Origin of the sequence: Rhizobium sp. PvP014 (assembly GCF_017876855.1) — a bacterium.
Classification (GTDB): domain Bacteria; phylum Pseudomonadota; class Alphaproteobacteria; order Rhizobiales; family Rhizobiaceae; genus Neorhizobium; species Neorhizobium soli.
Genome location: NZ_JAGIOT010000001.1, coordinates 612049 through 628615, shown reverse-complemented (window position 1 = coordinate 628615; position 16567 = coordinate 612049). Strand labels below are relative to the sequence as shown.

Genomic DNA, 16567 nt, shown 5'->3' with positions numbered 1-16567 from the left:
TCCCGACATACTGAAGGAGATTGCCTTGTCCCGTATCGTTTATTTGAATGGCGAATGGCTGCCCGAGGCCGACGCTAAGGTCTCCGTGTTCGACCGCGGGTTTCTGTTCGCAGACGCCATCTACGAAGTGACCGGCGTCATCGACGGCAAGCTTCTTGAATATGACGGCCACGCCGCCCGCCTGAAGCGCTCGATCGGGGAACTGGGTCTGGACCTGCCGATTTCGGCCAGCGAACTTCTGGAGGTTCATCGCGAGATCATCCGCCGCAATGCACTCAAGGAAGGCCTGATCTACCTCCAGCTGTCGCGCGGCCCCGCCGATCGCGACTTCGCCTTTCCGAAGGATCCGACACCGACGCTGGTTCTCTTTACCCAGGCAAAGTCGGTGATCGAGAACCCCAAGCTCGCAACCGGCCTGTCCGTCGCTCTGCTGCCCGACTGGCGCTGGGAGCGCCGCGACATCAAGACCGTGCAACTGCTTTATCCCTCGATGGCCAAGATGCAGGCGATGGAGAAAGGCGCTGATGACGCCTGGCTGGTGGAGGACGGCTTCGTCACGGAGGCAAGCTCGGCAACCGCCCATATCATCGACAAGACTGGCAGGCTGATCACCCGCCCGCTGTCGAATGCAATCCTGCACGGCATCACGCGCGCAAGCGTGCTTGATCTCGCCGAAAAAGCCGGCATTCCCTATGGCGAGCGCGCCTTCACACCCGATGAAGCGATGAATGCCTCGGAGGCCTTCATCACATCCGCCACCAACTTCGTCATGCCGGTCACCCGCATCGACGGTGAACCCGTCGGCGACGGCAAGCCGGGGACTCTGACGCTCAAACTGCGCGAACTCTACATCGCCGACAAGATCGCCAGCGCAATCTAAGCGCCGCGAGGCCGCCGTAACAGCGGCCTCCGCAATCTCCGGGTCGCCTTACTCGATCCTGAACACCACGTCGTGGGTAGCAACGAAGAATTCGCCGTCAGGTGTGACCCAGCCGCGAAACATGCCGTCGGTGTTGTAAGGTGTGGCGATCGTTCCGTCGGCTCCGACGGCCACAAGTCCGGCACCGATAGCGTGCGGCTTCAGGTCTTCCATGATCACCTTCGACGCCGCCTGCTCCACCGTCTCGTCGAGATAGCCGATGCGGCTTGCGACTTCATGGCCGACGGCATAGCGGATGAAGAACTCGCCCTTGCCGGTGCCCGACACAGCGCAGAGACCGTCGCGGGCATAGGTGCCGGCGCCGACTATCGGGGTATCGCCGATACGACCGACCGGTTTGTTGTTGTAGCCACCGGTCGAGGTTGCGGCCGCCAGATGTCCGGCACTGTCGAGCGCGACGGCCCCCACCGTGCCGTGCTTTTCGGATTCGCTCGCCGATGCAGCCGTGCCGGCCGCCGCATGCGCCTTCATCGCAGCCAGCGCTTTCACACGCTTTTCGGTGGTGAAATAATCGGGTTCGACGACGTCCAGGCCCTCGACCTTGGCAAACTCGTCGGCGGCATGGCCGCCCATCAGCACCGCTTCACCCTTTTCCATCACCCGCCGCGCCGCCTTGACGGGATTGCGGATGCGCCGCACCAGTGTCACCGCGCCTGCTTCGAGCGTCGCGCCATCCATGATCGAGGCATCGAGTTCGTGCTCGCCGGCAGCATTGAGCGCTGCGCCATAGCCGGCATTGAAATGCGGGCTGTCTTCCAGCACCACGACCGACGCCTGCACGGCATCAAGCGCCGAGCCGCCGGTGTTCAGCACCGCCCATCCGGCTTTCAACGCATGACCGAGATCGACGCGCGCCGCTTCCCATTCCGCCTCACTGAGGCCGAGCTTTGCCATCACGCCGCAGCCGCCATGGATCGCCAGTGCAATCTTGCCCATGATCTTCTCCTTCCCATGAATAAAAAAGCCGGGCAGCAGAACTGCCCGGCCAAGTTTACCTCCGGTTGGCGTGGAGGCTATTTCGCAGGCCTGATGTTCATGGCCAGTGTGTCTTCGTCCGAACGCGGCACGATGGTGATGGTCTTTTTCATGCCCCAGGCGGAAACGATCGAAGCGATCGAAAGATTGGGACGATCGGAAGCGACCAGCGCGTTGGCGTCCTTCAGGTACTGTTCGCGCTTGCCTGCATCCATCTCGACACCGGCCGCCTCGATCAGCTTGTCCATCTCAGGGTTGGAGTAACCGCGGATGTTGAAGGCGCCGAGCTTCTTGGTCGGATCGTTGGTATGGACCAGCGATGACAGCGTGTAGTTCGCCTCACCCGTCAGCGTGCCCCAGCCGGACATGGTCAGCGAATAATCGCCGCGCGTGTTGGCCGGGAAATAGACGGCGCCCGGCTGTGCATTGGCTTCCACCTGGATGCCGATCGCGGTCAGCATCTGGGCGATTGTCGTGCCGGTGTCCTTGTCTCCCGGCAGGCGGTCGTTGGTGAAGGAGAACGTCACCTTGAAACCATCGGGATAACCGGCGTCGGCAAGCAGCTGCTTTGCCTTCTCGACATCGGAAGGTGCCGGCTTCACATCCGGATTGTAGCCGAAGATGTTGGGCGTCACGAGCTGCGACTGGACGGTGCCCATGCCTTCCATGGCGATCTCGGTGATGGTTTCGCGATCGATCGCAAGATCGAAGGCTTCACGCACCCGGGGGTCGATGAAGGGGTTCTTCGGCAGCGGCGAACCGTTCTTGGCGCTCACCTGCGGCGACTTTTCGCGGAAGTCGAAAGCCATGTTGAACAGGTAGACGCTGTCCTGGCGAACGATCGTCAGCTTCGAATCCGTTTCCAGCGTCGGCACGTCGGATGCGGGAATACGGGCGATCAGATCGACCTGGCCGGCCTTCAGCTGCGCAACGCGGGCGGCGTCGTTGGGAAGCTCCTTACGGATCACCTTGTCCCACGGCTCCTTGCCGCCCCAGTAACCGTCGAAGCTCTGAAGAACCAGCTGCTCCTTCGGCGTCCAGGACACGAACTTGTAAGGACCGGTCCCGATCGCGGCCTTGCCGGAATTGAAACCTTCCGAGGCCTTTTCCGCGCTGTCGGAATAATCCTTGGCAGCGATATGCGACACCACGAACAGACGGATGAAATCGTTGGGCAGGGTTGGCGCCGGTCCGTCCGTCTTGACGCGGATCGTCAGCGGATCGACGATTTCTACGCCCTTGACGCGGCGGACGTAGATGGTTGTCGGGTTCGGGCCAGCGACTTTCGGAATACGCTCGATCGAGAATTTGACGTCCTCGGCGGTGAAGTCCGAACCGTCATGGAATTTGACGTTCGGGCGCAGCTTGAATTCCCAGGTCGTGTCGTCGATCGCGGTCCAGCTGGTGGCAAGGCCCGGCTCGAGTTCGAGATTGTTGCCCGACTTGATCAGCGAGTCGTAGATGTGCTTCATCGCCTCGGCGTGAGTGCCGGCGGCGGTGAAATCGGGATCGATCGACAGCGGACCGGCGCGCACGCCGATGGTGAGGTCGGCGGCAAGTGCTGCGCTCGAAACGCCGCCGAGCAATGCTGCGGCGAGCACGATGGTGCGGAATGTCCTGGAAGCCGTCATTCTTCGTTCTCCTCTATTGTTGTCATTGGTGGCCAGTTGGGTGAATCGACGACGACCTTGGCGAGCAGTTCCGACAACATCAGCTGTTCGGCAGGCGTCAGCGACGAGATCATGGCTCTCTCGCGCTCCACCATCGGCTGCATGGCCTGATCGACGATGCGTCTGCCCTCCTCGGTGATGTAGAGGACAAAACTTCTGAGGTCCGCCTGGTCGATTTCGCGACGGACGATGTTCTTGTCGATCAGCTTCTGGATCGCCCGGCTGATCGTGTTCTTCGGAAAGCCCGAGGAATTGCAGATGGCACTGGCCGTCAGTCCGTCGGACAGGCCGAGCGAATAGATGACGACGAATTCCGGCCGCGCCAGGCCGTGTTCCTTTTCGATCAGTCGGTAGATCGGCTCGTTGAACTGCAGCGCCAGAAAGTTGAACCGGAACGACAACCAGCAGGGGTTCTTCCACAGTTTCACGGATACCAGGTCCTCGACGCCATGCGTGCCGGCGGCGGCTTTTCCGCCCTCCCGCAGCAGGGTCTCCAGTGTCGGTCCACGCGTCTGTCGCACTCTTCGGTCGCTTTCCGGTATATCGGTCGTTAGTCCCGTATGGAACTTGACGATCGTTTAAATGGCTGTCAATTTCTTTTTTTAGTCCCGTATGGAACTTTGCTTCATGCGACACAAAGCATCGGAAAGCACAAATATTGTGCGGCCATGCGGAAAACAGAACGTTCTTTGCGCAGTTGCAAGAAGATTGAGAACGAGGGTAGCGAATTGAAGATTGCCGAGATGAACTGGATGCAGGTCGAAGAGCGCGTCGCAAAAGATGATCGCTGTATTTTACCGATCGGCAGCGTCGAGCAGCACGCCTATCTCAGTCTCGCGACCGATATGATCCTGGCTGAAAAGGTCTCGGTCGATGCTGCCGAGCCGCTCGGCATCCCGGTCTTTCCGGTCGTGCCTTATGGCCTTGCCTCCTCGTTCGCAACGTTTCCGGGAACGCTGACGCTATCGCTCGCCACCTATATTGGCGTCATCGAGGATCTGCTCGACAGCATTTACCGCTCCGGTTTCCGGCGCATCCTGATCGTCAACGGGCATGGCGGCAACACGCCGGCAACGGTGGTGATTTCCGAATGGCTGAATGCCCACCCCGACGCATCGGTCAAATTCCACGACTGGTGGCGGGCGCCCCAGACGCTCGCCAAGGTGCAGCAGACCGACCCCGCCGCATCGCACGCGTCATGGATGGAGAATTTCCCCTGGACGCGCACCACCGACGCGCGTCAGCCGACGACTGCCAAGCCACAGATCGACTACGCAGCGCTTGCACGCGTCGGCGCTGCGCAGAAGCGTGAACTGCTCGGCGACGGCAATTATCACGGTCTCTACCAACGCCCCGATGAAGACATGGCTGCGATCTGGGAGGTCGCCGTTTCCGAAACCCGCGCGCTGCTGGAAGGCGACTGGCACTGACCGCCGCCTGACGCACGACGCATTTTCGAACCCCGCACGAGACGGGAGAACAGGGAACGAATGTTTGGTTTCATCCTGCAAAGGCTGTGGCAGGCGCTGATCGTGGTCCTTGCCATGTCGGCACTGGTATTCTGCGGCGTCTATGCTGTCGGCAACCCGATCGACGTGCTGATCTCGCCGGACGCGACGCAAGACATCCGCGCCGCCGTCATCGCTCAATACGGTCTCGACCAGCCGCTGTGGCAGCAGTATTTCACCTTTGTCGGGCGTATCCTGCACGGCGATTTCGGCCGCTCCTTTGTCTACAACATGCCGGTCAGCGAACTGATCTTGACCCGGCTGCCTGCAACGCTCGAACTGACGCTGGCCGCCGTGCTGTTTGCCAGCCTCGTCGGCATTCCGATCGGCATGTATGCCGGCTACAAGCCGCACAACCCGATCTCGCGTGCCATCATGGCACTTTCCATCCTCGGCTTTTCCGTCCCCACCTTCTGGTTCGGCCTGATGCTGATCATGGTGTTTGCCGTGCAATGCGGCTGCATGCCGGCCGGCGGACGCGGCGAGACCGCCAGCCTGTTCGGCGTCGACTTCAGTTTCCTGACCGGTGATGGCCTTTCCCACATGATCCTGCCGGCGTTGAACCTCTCACTGTTCAAGTTCTCGCTGATGATCCGTCTTGCCCGCGCCGGCACTCGCGAACTGATGCTGAGCGACACGGTGAAATTCGCCCGCGCTGCCGGGCTTTCGGAGTTCACGGTGCTGAGCCGCCATGTGCTGCGGCTGATCTCCATTCCGCTGGTCACCGTGTTCGGCCTCGAACTCGGCTCGACGCTCGCCTTTGCCGTCGTCACCGAAACGATCTTTTCCTGGCCGGGCCTCGGCAAGCTGATCATCGACAGCATCACCTCGCTCGATCGACCGGTCATGGTTGCCTACCTGATGTTTGTCGCCCTCCTGTTCATCGTCATCAATTTCGTGGTCGATCTTACCTATGCGCTGCTCGATCCGCGTCTGAGAAAGGGGCGTGCCTGATGCGCGACACTCCACTCTCCCGTTTTCTAAATGAATTCCGCCGCAACAAGGTTGCCACGGGCGCTGCGGTCTTCGTGTTCGTCATCGTGTTCATCGCCCTGATTGCGCCGCTGGTGACGCCTCAGGATCCTTACGACCTCGCGCATCTGGTGCTGCGCGACGCACGGCGCCCGCCGGGCTATGTCGGGACCGGCGGCTACACCCACTGGCTTGGAACGGACTCGCAAGGCCGCGACCTTCTGTCCGCCATCATCTACGGACTGCGGATCTCGCTGCAGATGGGCATCATCGCCAGCGGCACCGCGTTCGTCATCGGTGCCGTGGTCGGCTGTGCCGCCGCCTATATCGGCGGTCGCTTCGAAAGCCTTGTCATGCGCATCGTCGACCTGCAGCTTTCGTTTCCGGCCATCCTGCTCGCCTTCGTCATCGCCGCCATTCTCGGCCAGGGCCGATACCAGCTGATCCTGGCGCTGATCTTTGCCCAGTACGCCTATTTTGCCCGGACGGCCCATGGCGCCGCGGCAGCCGAACGGCAGAAGGATTATGTCGAGGCGGCGCTCTCCATTCCGCTGTCGCCCTGGCGGGTGGTGCTGCGGCACATCCTGCCCAACTCGCTGCCACCGCTGATCGTGGTCGCCACCGTGCAGATCGCCAGCGCGATTTCGCTTGAGGCAACGCTGTCCTTCCTCGGCGTCGGCCTGCCGCCAACCGAGCCGTCGCTCGGCATGCTGATTGCCAACGGTTTCCAGTACCTGCTGTCCGGTCGCTACTGGATCTCGATCTATCCCGGCCTGGCGCTGATCATCTTCATCGTCTCGCTCAACCTCGTCGGCGACCAGATCCGCGACCAGCTCAACCCGAGGCTCCGCCGATGACCGATACAGTGACAACACCGGCGACGCCGCTTCTCGAAGTCACCAACCTCAAGACCTGGTTCCCGAGCGGACGCGGCGAGGTCAAGGCTGTCGATGGAGTCTCCTTCTCCATCGCGCCGGGAGAAGTGCTGGGGCTCGTCGGCGAATCCGGCTCGGGCAAATCGATCACCGGCTTTTCCATCATCGGCCTGATCGACGAACCAGGCCGCATCGTCGAGGGATCGATCAAACTCGAAGGCCGCGAACTGGTGGGCCTGCCATCCCATGAGCTACGCGCCATCCGCGGCAAGACCATTTCGATGGTCTTCCAGGACCCTATGATGACACTCAACCCGGTGCTGAGCATCGGCACGCAGATCAAGCTCGCGCTGGAAGCCCACGAGAACATCGGCAGCACCGATGCCCGTGAGCGCGCGATCAAGGCTCTGCGCCAAGTTCGCATCAGCGATCCGGAACGCAAGGTGGATTTCTTCCCACATCAATTTTCCGGCGGCATGCGCCAGCGTGTGGCGATTGCAATAGCACTTCTGCACCGACCGAAACTGATCATCTGCGACGAACCGACGACGGCACTTGACGTGTCGATCCAGGCGGAAATCCTCGCCGAAATGAAGGAGCTTGTCTCCGAGCTCGGCACGGCGCTGATCTGGATCAGCCACGACCTGGCTATCGTTTCCTCGATCGCCGACCGCGTCGCGGTCATGAAATCCGGCAACATCGTCGAGATCGGCCCGGCACTCGGCGTGCTGACGAAACCGCAGCACGACTATACGCGCGCGCTGCTCGACGCCCTGCCCTCGCGCGCCAAACCCGGCGAACTTCTGTTGCGCGGCAGCGGCATTGCCGACGCGGCACCACCGCCGCGCAAAACAGCAACCGCCAATCTGCCGCCGCTCGGCAGTCCCTACCTGGTCATCGACGATGTCGTGAAACGCTTCGAAAAGCCGGCCGGGTTGTTCAGGAACCTGGCGATCAAATCCGGCCTGTCACAACCGCTCAATGTCGTCCACGCCGTCGCCGGTGTCTCGCTGACGGTCAAGCGTGGCGAAGTTCTGGGCCTCGTCGGCGAATCCGGATCCGGTAAATCGACGCTCGGTCGTATGGCAGCCGGCATCACCGTGCCGACATCGGGCACGATCCGCTTGAACGGCCAGCCCGTCATGAGCACCGGCCGCGCGCCAAAAAAGATCACGACCCGCATCCAGACGATCTTCCAGGATCCGTTTGCCTCGCTCAACGGCCGCATGCGCATCGGCGACATCATCGCCGAGGGGCCGCTTGCCCACCGGCTGGTAAGCCGTGCCGAAGCGGCGCTTTATGTCGGGCAATGGCTGGCGGCCGTCGGTCTCGATCCGAGCTTTTCCAACCGCTTTCCGCACCAGTTTTCCGGCGGCCAGCGACAACGCATCGCCATTGCCCGAGCGCTCGCCATGCAGCCGGACGTGATCGTCTGCGACGAGCCGGTCGCCTCGCTCGACGTGTCGATCCAGGCGCAGATCATCAACCTCCTGATCCGACTTCGCGCCGAACTCGACCTGTCGCTGGTGTTCATCAGCCACGACCTGTCGGTGGTGCGCCACCTCTGCGACCGCGTTGCCATCATGTATCAGGGCCGGATCGTCGAGGAGGGCGAAGCCGCCGCCATCTATGCCGATCCGCAGCATGCCTACACGCAGCGACTGCTGGCGGCCGTACCGGTGCTGCCGCAGGCAGCCGAATGACTTAAACGGAGGACGGGATATGGAACCCTGGGAATGGGACGAAGCGACCTGGCGCGGCAAGGTCGACAAGGTGCGGGCCGGCCGTTCGCTGAAGCCGAAGACCTGGAAGAATGGCGCCCGCTGCGCCGTCGCACTCTCTTTCGATAGTGACCATGAGACAAACGAATTGCGTGACGGCGGCGAATCCATCGGTCGCCTGTCATGGGGCCAATATGGCAATCGCCGCGGTGTACCGCGCATCTTGGAAACGCTGAAGGCTGCCGACGTGCCCGCCACATTCTTCGTGCCGGCCGTTGCAGCCCTCCTTCATCCGGACGAGCAGAAACGCGTCATCGCCGAGGGCCACGAGATCGGCCTGCATGGTTGGATCCACGAGGTGAACACGCAGGTTCCTCCCGACAAAGAACGAGAACTGCATCTGCGCGCCGCCGACACGCTGGAAAAGATCACCGGCGTACGGGCCGTCGGCATGCGAACACCGTCCTGGGATTTCTCCGCGGTGACACTGGAGATCGAGCGCGAGCTCGGTCTGCTCTACGACTCTTCCTTGATGGCCGACGACGATCCCTACGAACTTGTCGAGAATGGCGAACCAACCGGCATGGTCGAACTGCCGGTCGAATGGATCCGCGACGACGCCGTCTATTTCAACATGAACCGGTTTACCGCCCACCGCCCCTACACGCCGCCGCCGGCCGTGCTCGATATCTTCAAGCGCGAGTTCGACCGTGCCTATCAGGAAGGCGGCCTGTTTCTCCTGACCATGCATCCGCATGTCTCCGGTTACCGCTCGCGCATCTTCATCCTTGAAGAGCTGATCCAGCACATCAAGCAGCACGACGACGTATGGTTCGGCACCCATGCCGACATTGCCCGCTTTGCCAGTGAGAATGCCGATGGCTGAAACGACACGCAAAGTGGCTCTCGTCACCGGTGGCGGCCGCGGCATCGGTCGCGCCTGCGCGCTGGATCTGGCAAAGCACGGTTTCGATATCGTGCTTGTCGACCTGATCGAGGACGATCTGGCTCGCACCGCCGGCGAAATTGCCGATCTCGGCCGCCAGGCACTGACCTTCGTCGCCGACGTGCGCGACTACCGACGCGCCGCCGAGATCGTCGCCGAGGTCGATGCGAACTGGGGCCGTATCGACGTGCTGTTCAACAATGCCGGAAAGCCGATGCCGAAGGGCATCGAGGAGATCACCGAGGACGAGTTCGACACGACGATCGATATCAATCTCAAGGGTGCCTTCAATTATATCCAGCCGACCGTACCCCTTATGCGCCGCAACGGCGGCGGCCGGATCATCAATATGTCGTCGATGAACGCCCATACCGGCGGCGTCACCAGCGCTGTCAGCAAGTTTGCGTATACGTCGGCCAAGGCCGGTATTCTCGGCATGACCCGGGCGCTCGCCAAGGAACTCGCCCACGAAATCGTCGTCAACGCCATCTGCCCGGGTGTGATCAAGACGGAACGCTCGAACGCCATGATCGACGCCCGAGAAGCCCAACTCGCCGCCGGCATTGCTATGAAGCGCGTCGGCACGCCACAGGACGTGGCAAGCGTGGTCACCTTCCTCGCGACATCGGAGCCGAACTTCCTCACGGGACAAGACATCCAGATCGACGGGATGCAGTGGGTACGGTGAGGTAGACACGCGTAGCGGCGGCTCGACTGGCCAGTAGGGTGGTGATTGTTTCTGGTCGCAGGATCGACCATGAACCGCCTTGCAAAAAGCTGGGCAGAGGCCCTTAAAGATCCGCTATCGCATCGAACATCGAATGACGGCGTCTACCTTCAATCAACTGTCAACCTTTCAGCACTTGATCGACACAGCAGATAGCGGAGGTGGCCTTGATCGCCGAATGTAACCGCTTGCCGGTCGCGAGGCGCCATGTAATGGTTTGTTTCGAAAGCAATACAGAGGTTTTCTATGGAAGTCAGATGGTTAGAGGACTTCCTGTCTCTCGGCCATTTCTTGAACTTTACGGCCGCAGCCAAGGACAGGAATATCACACAGTCAGCCCTCAGCCGCCGCATCATGCAGCTTGAGCAATGGGCGGGACTGACGCTGGTCGATCGCTCGACCTATCCGGTGCGGCTTACACCGGCCGGCGAAAGCTTTCTGCCGCGGGCTCGCAAGGCAGTCGATACAATTTCCTCGCTGCGCGAGGATACGCTGCGAACTCACAGCGCTCCGGAAGAAGTAATTTCCTTCGCAACGATGAGTACTCTGGTCCTAACATTCTTCCCGCTCTGGATGGAGAAGGTCGAGGCACTGGGGGAGCCGTTCCGGACGCGGTTTTCGGAAGCCTATTCCTCATTTTCCGGAAATGTCTCCAAGCTGCTCCGCAACGAATGCGATTTCCTTCTGACCTATGCGCATGAAAGCGTGCCGGCGATCCGCGATCTCGCGGAGCACCCCTATCTGACGCTGGGCTCGGAACGCGTGATTGCCATTTCCGCCCCGGACGAGGCAGGGCAGCCGATCCACCCACTCACGATCGGCGGGGCGCCGGTGAATTATCTCAGCTACCGGGATAGTTCCTTCTTCGCGCAGGCACTGCCACAAGCGATCTTTGAAAGAGCACCTTTCCAGCTCAACACCGTTTACGAGAACGCCATGTCTGCTGCCCTGAAAGCAATGGCCGTCGCGGGCCACGGGGTTGCGTGGATACCCGAAAGCCTTGCCGTCAACGAGCTCAAGAACAAGCAACTCGTGAGAGCTGCCGACTCCGCCTATGACATGATCGTGGAGATTAGGCTCTACCGCTCCTTCCGGCTGAGATGCAAAAGCGTCGGCCGGTTCTGGAGCCGTGCGGAAGAGGTCGGCATGCTCGCCGACCGGGTTGCCCTGCCGTAAACTGCCTCAAGCAGCAGCGGCACGGCCATCGAAAAGCACATCCAGGAAATGCAGGTCGGGTTGGTCGTCCAACTGGTTCAGCTTGGTCTGGATGAGCTCGACATCCTCCATATCATCGAGGCAATTGCTGATCTTTGCGCGACGCGCATCATCCTGGAAGGGATTGGCGAGGCCGCCGCGGGCCGCTGCGCGTTGCGTTTCCAGAATCCTTCCATCAGAAAGCGTTATTGTCAGCCTGTGCGGCAGATTGGATTTGGCGGCAGCCTCTTCCTCAGCGCTGTAATGTGTCATGGAGATCTTCGTTAGCAGCGGATCGCTTGCAAAACTCTCGATCGCGGCAGGCGTGAAATCCGACAGGACAAGCGTCTTCCTGCGAAGCGCGAGGGTTAGGCAATACTGCATGGAAAACCGCGCCTGCATCTCGTCCCTCGGCTCCGGATAGGCAAGGTTTCGATAGTTTGCGATTCCGACATGGCATTCGGCCGAGACGATCGCGTCGATATCGAATTGCTCCATCTGCATCAGGTCGAGGGCTGCATCGACGATCATGTGGGTGGAACCGCAGCATGGGTGCATTTTCGGCATCACGCCCGTCGTTTCGATCGTGTGTTCTCGGGTCTGAGCGATAGTATTGATGTCGTAGCCTAGAGGACCGATACCACCAAACATTTCGAGAAACCCCTGCTCGCCCTCGAGAATATCGAGGCGGCCGCTCAGGCCCTGCGCAGCGAGCAAAGCTGCCTCCACGGCATTTCGGGCTGCCATGCCGGCGTGGAAGGGTTTGACCGGCGTGCCGAACTGACCCTTTGTGCCAGATGCCATGCTGGCGCCGAGCGAAAGAGCGCGCGCGATACCGGCGGCATCGAGCCCCAGCAGCGTGGCAACGCCCGCAGCCGTGCCGATGCTGCCGACGGTCGAGGTCCCGTGCCAGCCGGCGGTGTAGTGGGAACCGGCAACACCGCTCCCCACAAATGCCTGCGCCTGCAGGGCAACGAGATAGGCATCCACCAGCATGCAGCCGCTTGCACTCGCGCGATTGGCAACGGCCAGCAGTGCCGGCAAGATGACCGCCGAAGCGTGGCTCATCCCGGGGCGAAAATTATCGTCGTAGTCGAGTGCGTGTGCCGCCGTCCCATTGACCAGAGCCGCGACGGATTGCGAATGCCGCCCACCGGTGACGAGCGCTGCCTCTCCGTCTGCTTGGCGGCCGAACGCATCGGCAACGGCACGGGTGCTCATGTCGTTGCGACCAGCGTAAAGGCAGGCAACGGTATCGGCGATCGCTTCTCGCGCCAGACGGCGGGCCGTATCGCTGCTGGTCGGTGGTGCCCAGCACCAGTTCGCTATGGTTTCGATGACGGTCATGTTCGAAGGCCCGTTGCTGGAAATGAAAAAGCAGTCCTTGCCGCGCCGAGGAGCCCGTTTCAGGACGAGGTATCTTGGGGCGGTGTGGGGAGGATATCAGGACGTATCGTTCATGGCCGCGAGGAGCAAACGCAACAATTTCCCCATGCCGAAACGCGTGACCTCACGCCCTTGGATTTCGGTGTCGACGCGATGGACGACCACCATGTCGAGTGCCGGGATGACGATGCAATAATGCCCGCCGGCACCCATTGCCGCATAACTCCCTCTCGGCGTCACAACGCTCGGCAGGAAGACGCCTTCCCGCTCCAGCCACCACATATAGCCATAACCACCATGCGTGCCGGCATGCGAATAGGGCATAACGCATTGCTGTGCCCAACCGGAGGGCAGAACCGAGGTACCGCTCCAGAGGCCCCGCTGCAGAAACAGCTGCCCGAAGCGTGCGAGATCTCTGCTCGACATGCGAAACGGATAGGCCCGGTGCTCGCTGATATCGAAGCTCTCGTGCCAGCCATCCGGCTCATCGCCTGCATGGGTGAAATCCTGCATGCCGATCGGTCCAGCGATCCGTCGCGCGAATGCCTGATGCACGGTTTCGCCCGTCAGCGTCTCGAAGATCGTGCCAAGTGCGTTGAAATCCCAGTTGTTGTAGCACCAGAAGGTGCCAGGCGCGTGCGAGTGGCGAGGTTCCTTGATGCGCCGCATCCAGGGCGTCTCGTATCCGGCAGGGTGATAGATGCCGGAGCGTGCCGTCAGGAGGTCATAGACCGTTGCCTGCCTTTCTATATCGCTCAGCCCTTCGCGATCGTTGATGCCGAGATTTTCCAAGGTTGCGGAAAGATCGATCCGCCCTTCCTCGACCTCGAAGCCGATCAGGGCGGCGAGAATGCTCTTGCGCATCGAATGGCAGAGGAATTTTCGATCCGGTTCACCGAGCGACAGCACCACCTTACCCTGCCTGACAACGAGAAGCATGTCGGTCGCCTGGGTCGCCGCAAAGGCACGCAGCGCGTCGAGACCGTTGCCGTCAACTCCAGCCTCGGTCTCGCTCCCGTGCCATTCCCAGTCTCTTCCGGGATTGGCAACGGATGGGGCAGCGCTCATGCCGCCACCTCCGGAGAGCGGGCAACGGCCTCGACACTCGCCTGAAGGAACTCCCGCGTATAGTCTTCCTTCGCTTCGGACTGCCGGATCTGCTGCGACGTCAGCTCCTCGAGGATACGCCCCTTGTACATCATGCCGGCGCGCTCGCAGATATGAGCGATGACGGCGAGGTCGTGGCTGACCATCAGATAGGTAAGGTTTCGCTCCGTCCGCAGACGCTTCAGGAGATTGAGGATTTCCGCCTGCACCGATACGTCGAGCGCGGAAGTCGGTTCATCGAGCAGCAGGATGTCCGGTTCGACGATCAGCGCCCGCGCGATCGCCACACGCTGGCGCTGGCCACCCGAAAGTTCGTGTGGATAGCGATACCGGAAGGACGCACCAAGCCCAACGGCATCGAGCGTCTCAGCGATGCGTTCGGACTGGCGATCGAAGCCATGGATGCGCAACGGTTCCGACAAAACCTTTTCGACGATCTTGCGCGGATGCAGCGAGCCATAGGGATCCTGAAACACCATCTGGGCGCGGCGGAAGAAATCCTTGCTGCGCTTTTTCGGCAGCTCGCGATCGGCAAGCGTCAAAGCGCCGTGGTAATCGCTGTTGAGGCCCGACAATGCCCTCAGAATGGTCGACTTGCCGCAGCCGGACTCACCGATCAGGCCATAGGCTTCGCCTTTTCCGATACGGAACGACACGTCGTCGACAACGCGATTGCAGGCATGGTGCGGGCCGAAGCTGATGGAGAGACCGATCGCCTCGATAAGGGGTCTTGCTGCGATCATGCCAGAACTCCGTTGCGATAAACAGGACCGTCGAGCCAGTCGGGATCGCGCACCGGAACCGTCAGTTCGTCGGCCTCGACATCGAGCCGCGGAAGGCTTTTGAGGAGGGCCTGCGTGTAGGGGTGCTGCGCCTTATGCAGGTCCTTCGCCGGCAGATCTTCCATGATGCGACCGGCATACATGACCAGGACCCGATCGCAGAAATCTGCCACGAGGTTGAGGTCGTGGCTGATGAACATCAGGCCGGTGCCGCGGCGCGTTACCAGTTCATCGAGAATGGTCAACACCTGGCGGCGGACCGTCACGTCGAGGGCGGAGGTCGGTTCGTCGGCGATGATCAGGTCCGGCTCGGGGATCAGCATCATGGCAATCATGACGCGCTGGCCCATGCCGCCGGACACTTCATGCGGATAGAGCTTGAAGACGCGTTCCGGATCCCGGATCTGCACGGATTCGAGCATGGCAAGCGCCTTGGCCTTCGCTTCCGCTCTCGGGGAATTGTGATGAAGGCGATAGGCTTCGACGATCTGCTGGCCGATGCGCATCAACGGGTTCAGCGAATATTTCGGGTCCTGCAGGATCATCGAAATGCGGTTGCCACGGATCTTTCGCATGTCCCTTTCGCTGGCTGCAAGCAGATCGGTATCCTTGAAGCGCATATGACTGGCGGTGATCTTAGCAACCTTGGGCGTCAGCTTCAGAAGGGCGCGACCGGTCTGCGACTTGCCGGATCCGGACTCGCCGACGATGCCGACCTTTTCACGGCCGATGGTGAAGGACAGCCCGCGCACCGCATCGAAGCTGCGTTGCGGGGTCTCGAAGCGGATCGTCAGATCCTTGACGTCGATCAGCGGCTTATCCATTGCGGGGATCCAATACGTCGCGCAGGCCATCGCCCAACAGGTTGAAGGCAAGGCTGGTGATGAGGATGGCGGTGCCGGGAATGGCAGCGATCCACCAGCTGGTCATCACGAACTCGCGGCCCGACGACAGCATCGTGCCCCATTCGGGGCTCGGTGGCTGAGCACCGAGACCGAGGAAGCCGAGGCCCGCCGCCGTCAGGATGATCGCCGCCATATTGAGGGTAACGCGCACCACGACGGAGGGAATGCACATCGGCATGATATGGCTGAAGATGATGCGAAGACTGGACGCGCCCTGAAGGCGGACGGCGGCGATATAATCCGAGTGCCGAACAGTGAGGGTTTCGGCACGGGCAAGGCGGGCGATCGGCGGCCATGAGGCAAGCGAAATGGCAATGATCGCATTCTCGATGCCAGGACCAAGCGCTGCGACAAAGGCAAGCGCGAGGATGAGGTTGGGGAAAGCGAGAAACACATCGACGATGCGCATCAGGACCGTATCGACCCAGCCGCCGAGATAGCCCGCGGTGGTGCCGACAATAAGCCCGATCGGTGCGACGATGACAGTAGTCAGAAGCGCGATGTAAAGCGTGATGCGGGCACCGAACAAAAGCCGGCTGTAGACGTCTCGGCCGAGTTCGTCGGTTCCCAGCCAGTGCTCGGCGGATGGAGCGAGCAAGCGTGCTGCGAGGTTCTGATCGTAGATGTCGTGCGTCGCGAGAAGCGGCGCAAACGTCGCCGCGATCAACAGGAAGACGATAACGCACAATCCGAACAGGGCAGAACCGTTGGCGCGCAACCGCCGCCATTGCAGCCACAGTTGCTGCATGCGGGCATGCGAGGGCGAGGTCGGAACCGGCGCGCGCAGCCAGGCGCCAAGTCCCGTTCGGGCATTGGCGGGCAGCGCGGTCGAAGGGGTGATGGCTTTGTCAGTCATGGC

General features: G+C 61.3%; 16 protein-coding genes. 8 read left to right on the top strand and 8 right to left on the bottom strand.

Annotated features, from left to right (window positions below; translation table 11 throughout):
- Positions 1-25 precede the first annotated feature (25 nt).
- Positions 26-880, top strand: a complete 855-nt coding sequence (locus J3A65_RS02855) for a D-amino-acid transaminase (protein ID WP_209899249.1) — start codon at positions 26-28, stop codon at positions 878-880.
- 48 nt (positions 881-928) lie between these two features.
- Here J3A65_RS02855 and J3A65_RS02850 read toward each other — a convergent pair whose 3' ends face one another.
- The 3 genes from J3A65_RS02850 to J3A65_RS02840 form a co-directional block, all read right to left on the bottom strand.
- Entirely contained in the window at positions 929-1876 is a 948-nt protein-coding gene (locus tag J3A65_RS02850) for an isoaspartyl peptidase/L-asparaginase (protein ID WP_209899245.1), read from the bottom strand.
- Positions 1877-1953: 77 nt separating this feature from the next.
- Positions 1954-3546: an ABC transporter substrate-binding protein gene (locus J3A65_RS02845; RefSeq protein WP_209899242.1), complete on the bottom strand. Its 1593-nt coding sequence runs from the start codon at positions 3544-3546 to the stop codon at positions 1954-1956.
- Positions 3543-4106, bottom strand: coding sequence for a MarR family transcriptional regulator (locus tag J3A65_RS02840; RefSeq protein WP_082476359.1), 564 nt, complete (start codon positions 4104-4106; stop codon positions 3543-3545). Before J3A65_RS02840 ends, J3A65_RS02845 begins: the two co-directional genes overlap by 4 nt.
- Before the next feature lie 207 nt (positions 4107-4313).
- On the opposite strand from J3A65_RS02840, the gene J3A65_RS02835 reads away from it, so the two are divergent.
- The 7 genes from J3A65_RS02835 to J3A65_RS02805 all read left to right on the top strand — a co-directional run bounded on the left by J3A65_RS02835 (position 4314) and on the right by J3A65_RS02805 (position 11510).
- The gene (locus tag J3A65_RS02835) at positions 4314-5015 is read left to right on the top strand and encodes a creatininase family protein (RefSeq protein WP_209899240.1); all 702 of its coding nucleotides are present in this window, start codon (positions 4314-4316) and stop codon (positions 5013-5015) included.
- A 60-nt stretch (positions 5016-5075) separates the two neighbouring features.
- Positions 5076-6047, top strand: coding sequence for an ABC transporter permease (locus tag J3A65_RS02830; RefSeq protein ID WP_062578112.1), 972 nt, complete (start codon positions 5076-5078; stop codon positions 6045-6047).
- On the top strand, positions 6047-6922 hold the full coding sequence (locus tag J3A65_RS02825; RefSeq protein WP_062459221.1) for an ABC transporter permease: 876 nt from the start codon (positions 6047-6049) through the stop codon (positions 6920-6922). The genes J3A65_RS02830 and J3A65_RS02825 overlap by 1 nt, the downstream gene beginning before the upstream one ends.
- Positions 6919-8643 (top strand): ABC transporter ATP-binding protein, encoded by a 1725-nt coding sequence (locus J3A65_RS02820; RefSeq protein WP_209899236.1) that lies wholly within the window; start codon positions 6919-6921, stop codon positions 8641-8643. Before J3A65_RS02825 ends, J3A65_RS02820 begins: the two co-directional genes overlap by 4 nt.
- A gap of 19 nt (positions 8644-8662) precedes the next feature.
- The gene (locus J3A65_RS02815; RefSeq protein WP_209899233.1) at positions 8663-9547 is read left to right on the top strand and encodes a polysaccharide deacetylase; all 885 of its coding nucleotides are present in this window, start codon (positions 8663-8665) and stop codon (positions 9545-9547) included.
- Positions 9540-10295 carry an SDR family NAD(P)-dependent oxidoreductase gene (locus tag J3A65_RS02810; RefSeq protein WP_209899230.1) on the top strand — a complete coding sequence of 252 codons (756 nt, stop codon included), beginning with the start codon at positions 9540-9542 and terminating at the stop codon, positions 10293-10295. Before J3A65_RS02815 ends, J3A65_RS02810 begins: the two co-directional genes overlap by 8 nt.
- A gap of 285 nt (positions 10296-10580) precedes the next feature.
- On the top strand, positions 10581-11510 hold the full coding sequence (locus tag J3A65_RS02805; RefSeq protein WP_062578122.1) for a LysR family transcriptional regulator: 930 nt from the start codon (positions 10581-10583) through the stop codon (positions 11508-11510).
- A gap of 6 nt (positions 11511-11516) precedes the next feature.
- On the opposite strand, the gene J3A65_RS02800 is transcribed toward J3A65_RS02805, so the two are convergent.
- The 5 genes from J3A65_RS02800 to nikC all read right to left on the bottom strand — a co-directional run bounded on the left by J3A65_RS02800 (position 11517) and on the right by nikC (position 16564).
- Positions 11517-12875, bottom strand: a complete 1359-nt coding sequence (locus tag J3A65_RS02800) for an MmgE/PrpD family protein (protein ID WP_062578124.1) — start codon at positions 12873-12875, stop codon at positions 11517-11519.
- 96 nt (positions 12876-12971) lie between these two features.
- Complete coding sequence (locus J3A65_RS02795) at positions 12972-13982, bottom strand: serine hydrolase domain-containing protein (RefSeq protein WP_209899227.1); 1011 nt, start codon at positions 13980-13982, stop codon at positions 12972-12974.
- A complete protein-coding gene (locus J3A65_RS02790) occupies positions 13979-14764 on the bottom strand; it encodes an ABC transporter ATP-binding protein (protein ID WP_209899224.1) in 786 nt (261 codons plus the stop codon). The genes J3A65_RS02795 and J3A65_RS02790 overlap by 4 nt, the downstream gene beginning before the upstream one ends.
- Positions 14761-15627, bottom strand: coding sequence for an ABC transporter ATP-binding protein (locus tag J3A65_RS02785; protein WP_062578130.1), 867 nt, complete (start codon positions 15625-15627; stop codon positions 14761-14763). The genes J3A65_RS02790 and J3A65_RS02785 overlap by 4 nt, the downstream gene beginning before the upstream one ends.
- Positions 15620-16564, bottom strand: coding sequence for a nickel transporter permease (nikC, locus tag J3A65_RS02780; RefSeq protein WP_062578132.1), 945 nt, complete (start codon positions 16562-16564; stop codon positions 15620-15622). The genes J3A65_RS02785 and nikC overlap by 8 nt, the downstream gene beginning before the upstream one ends.
- Positions 16565-16567 lie beyond the last annotated feature (3 nt).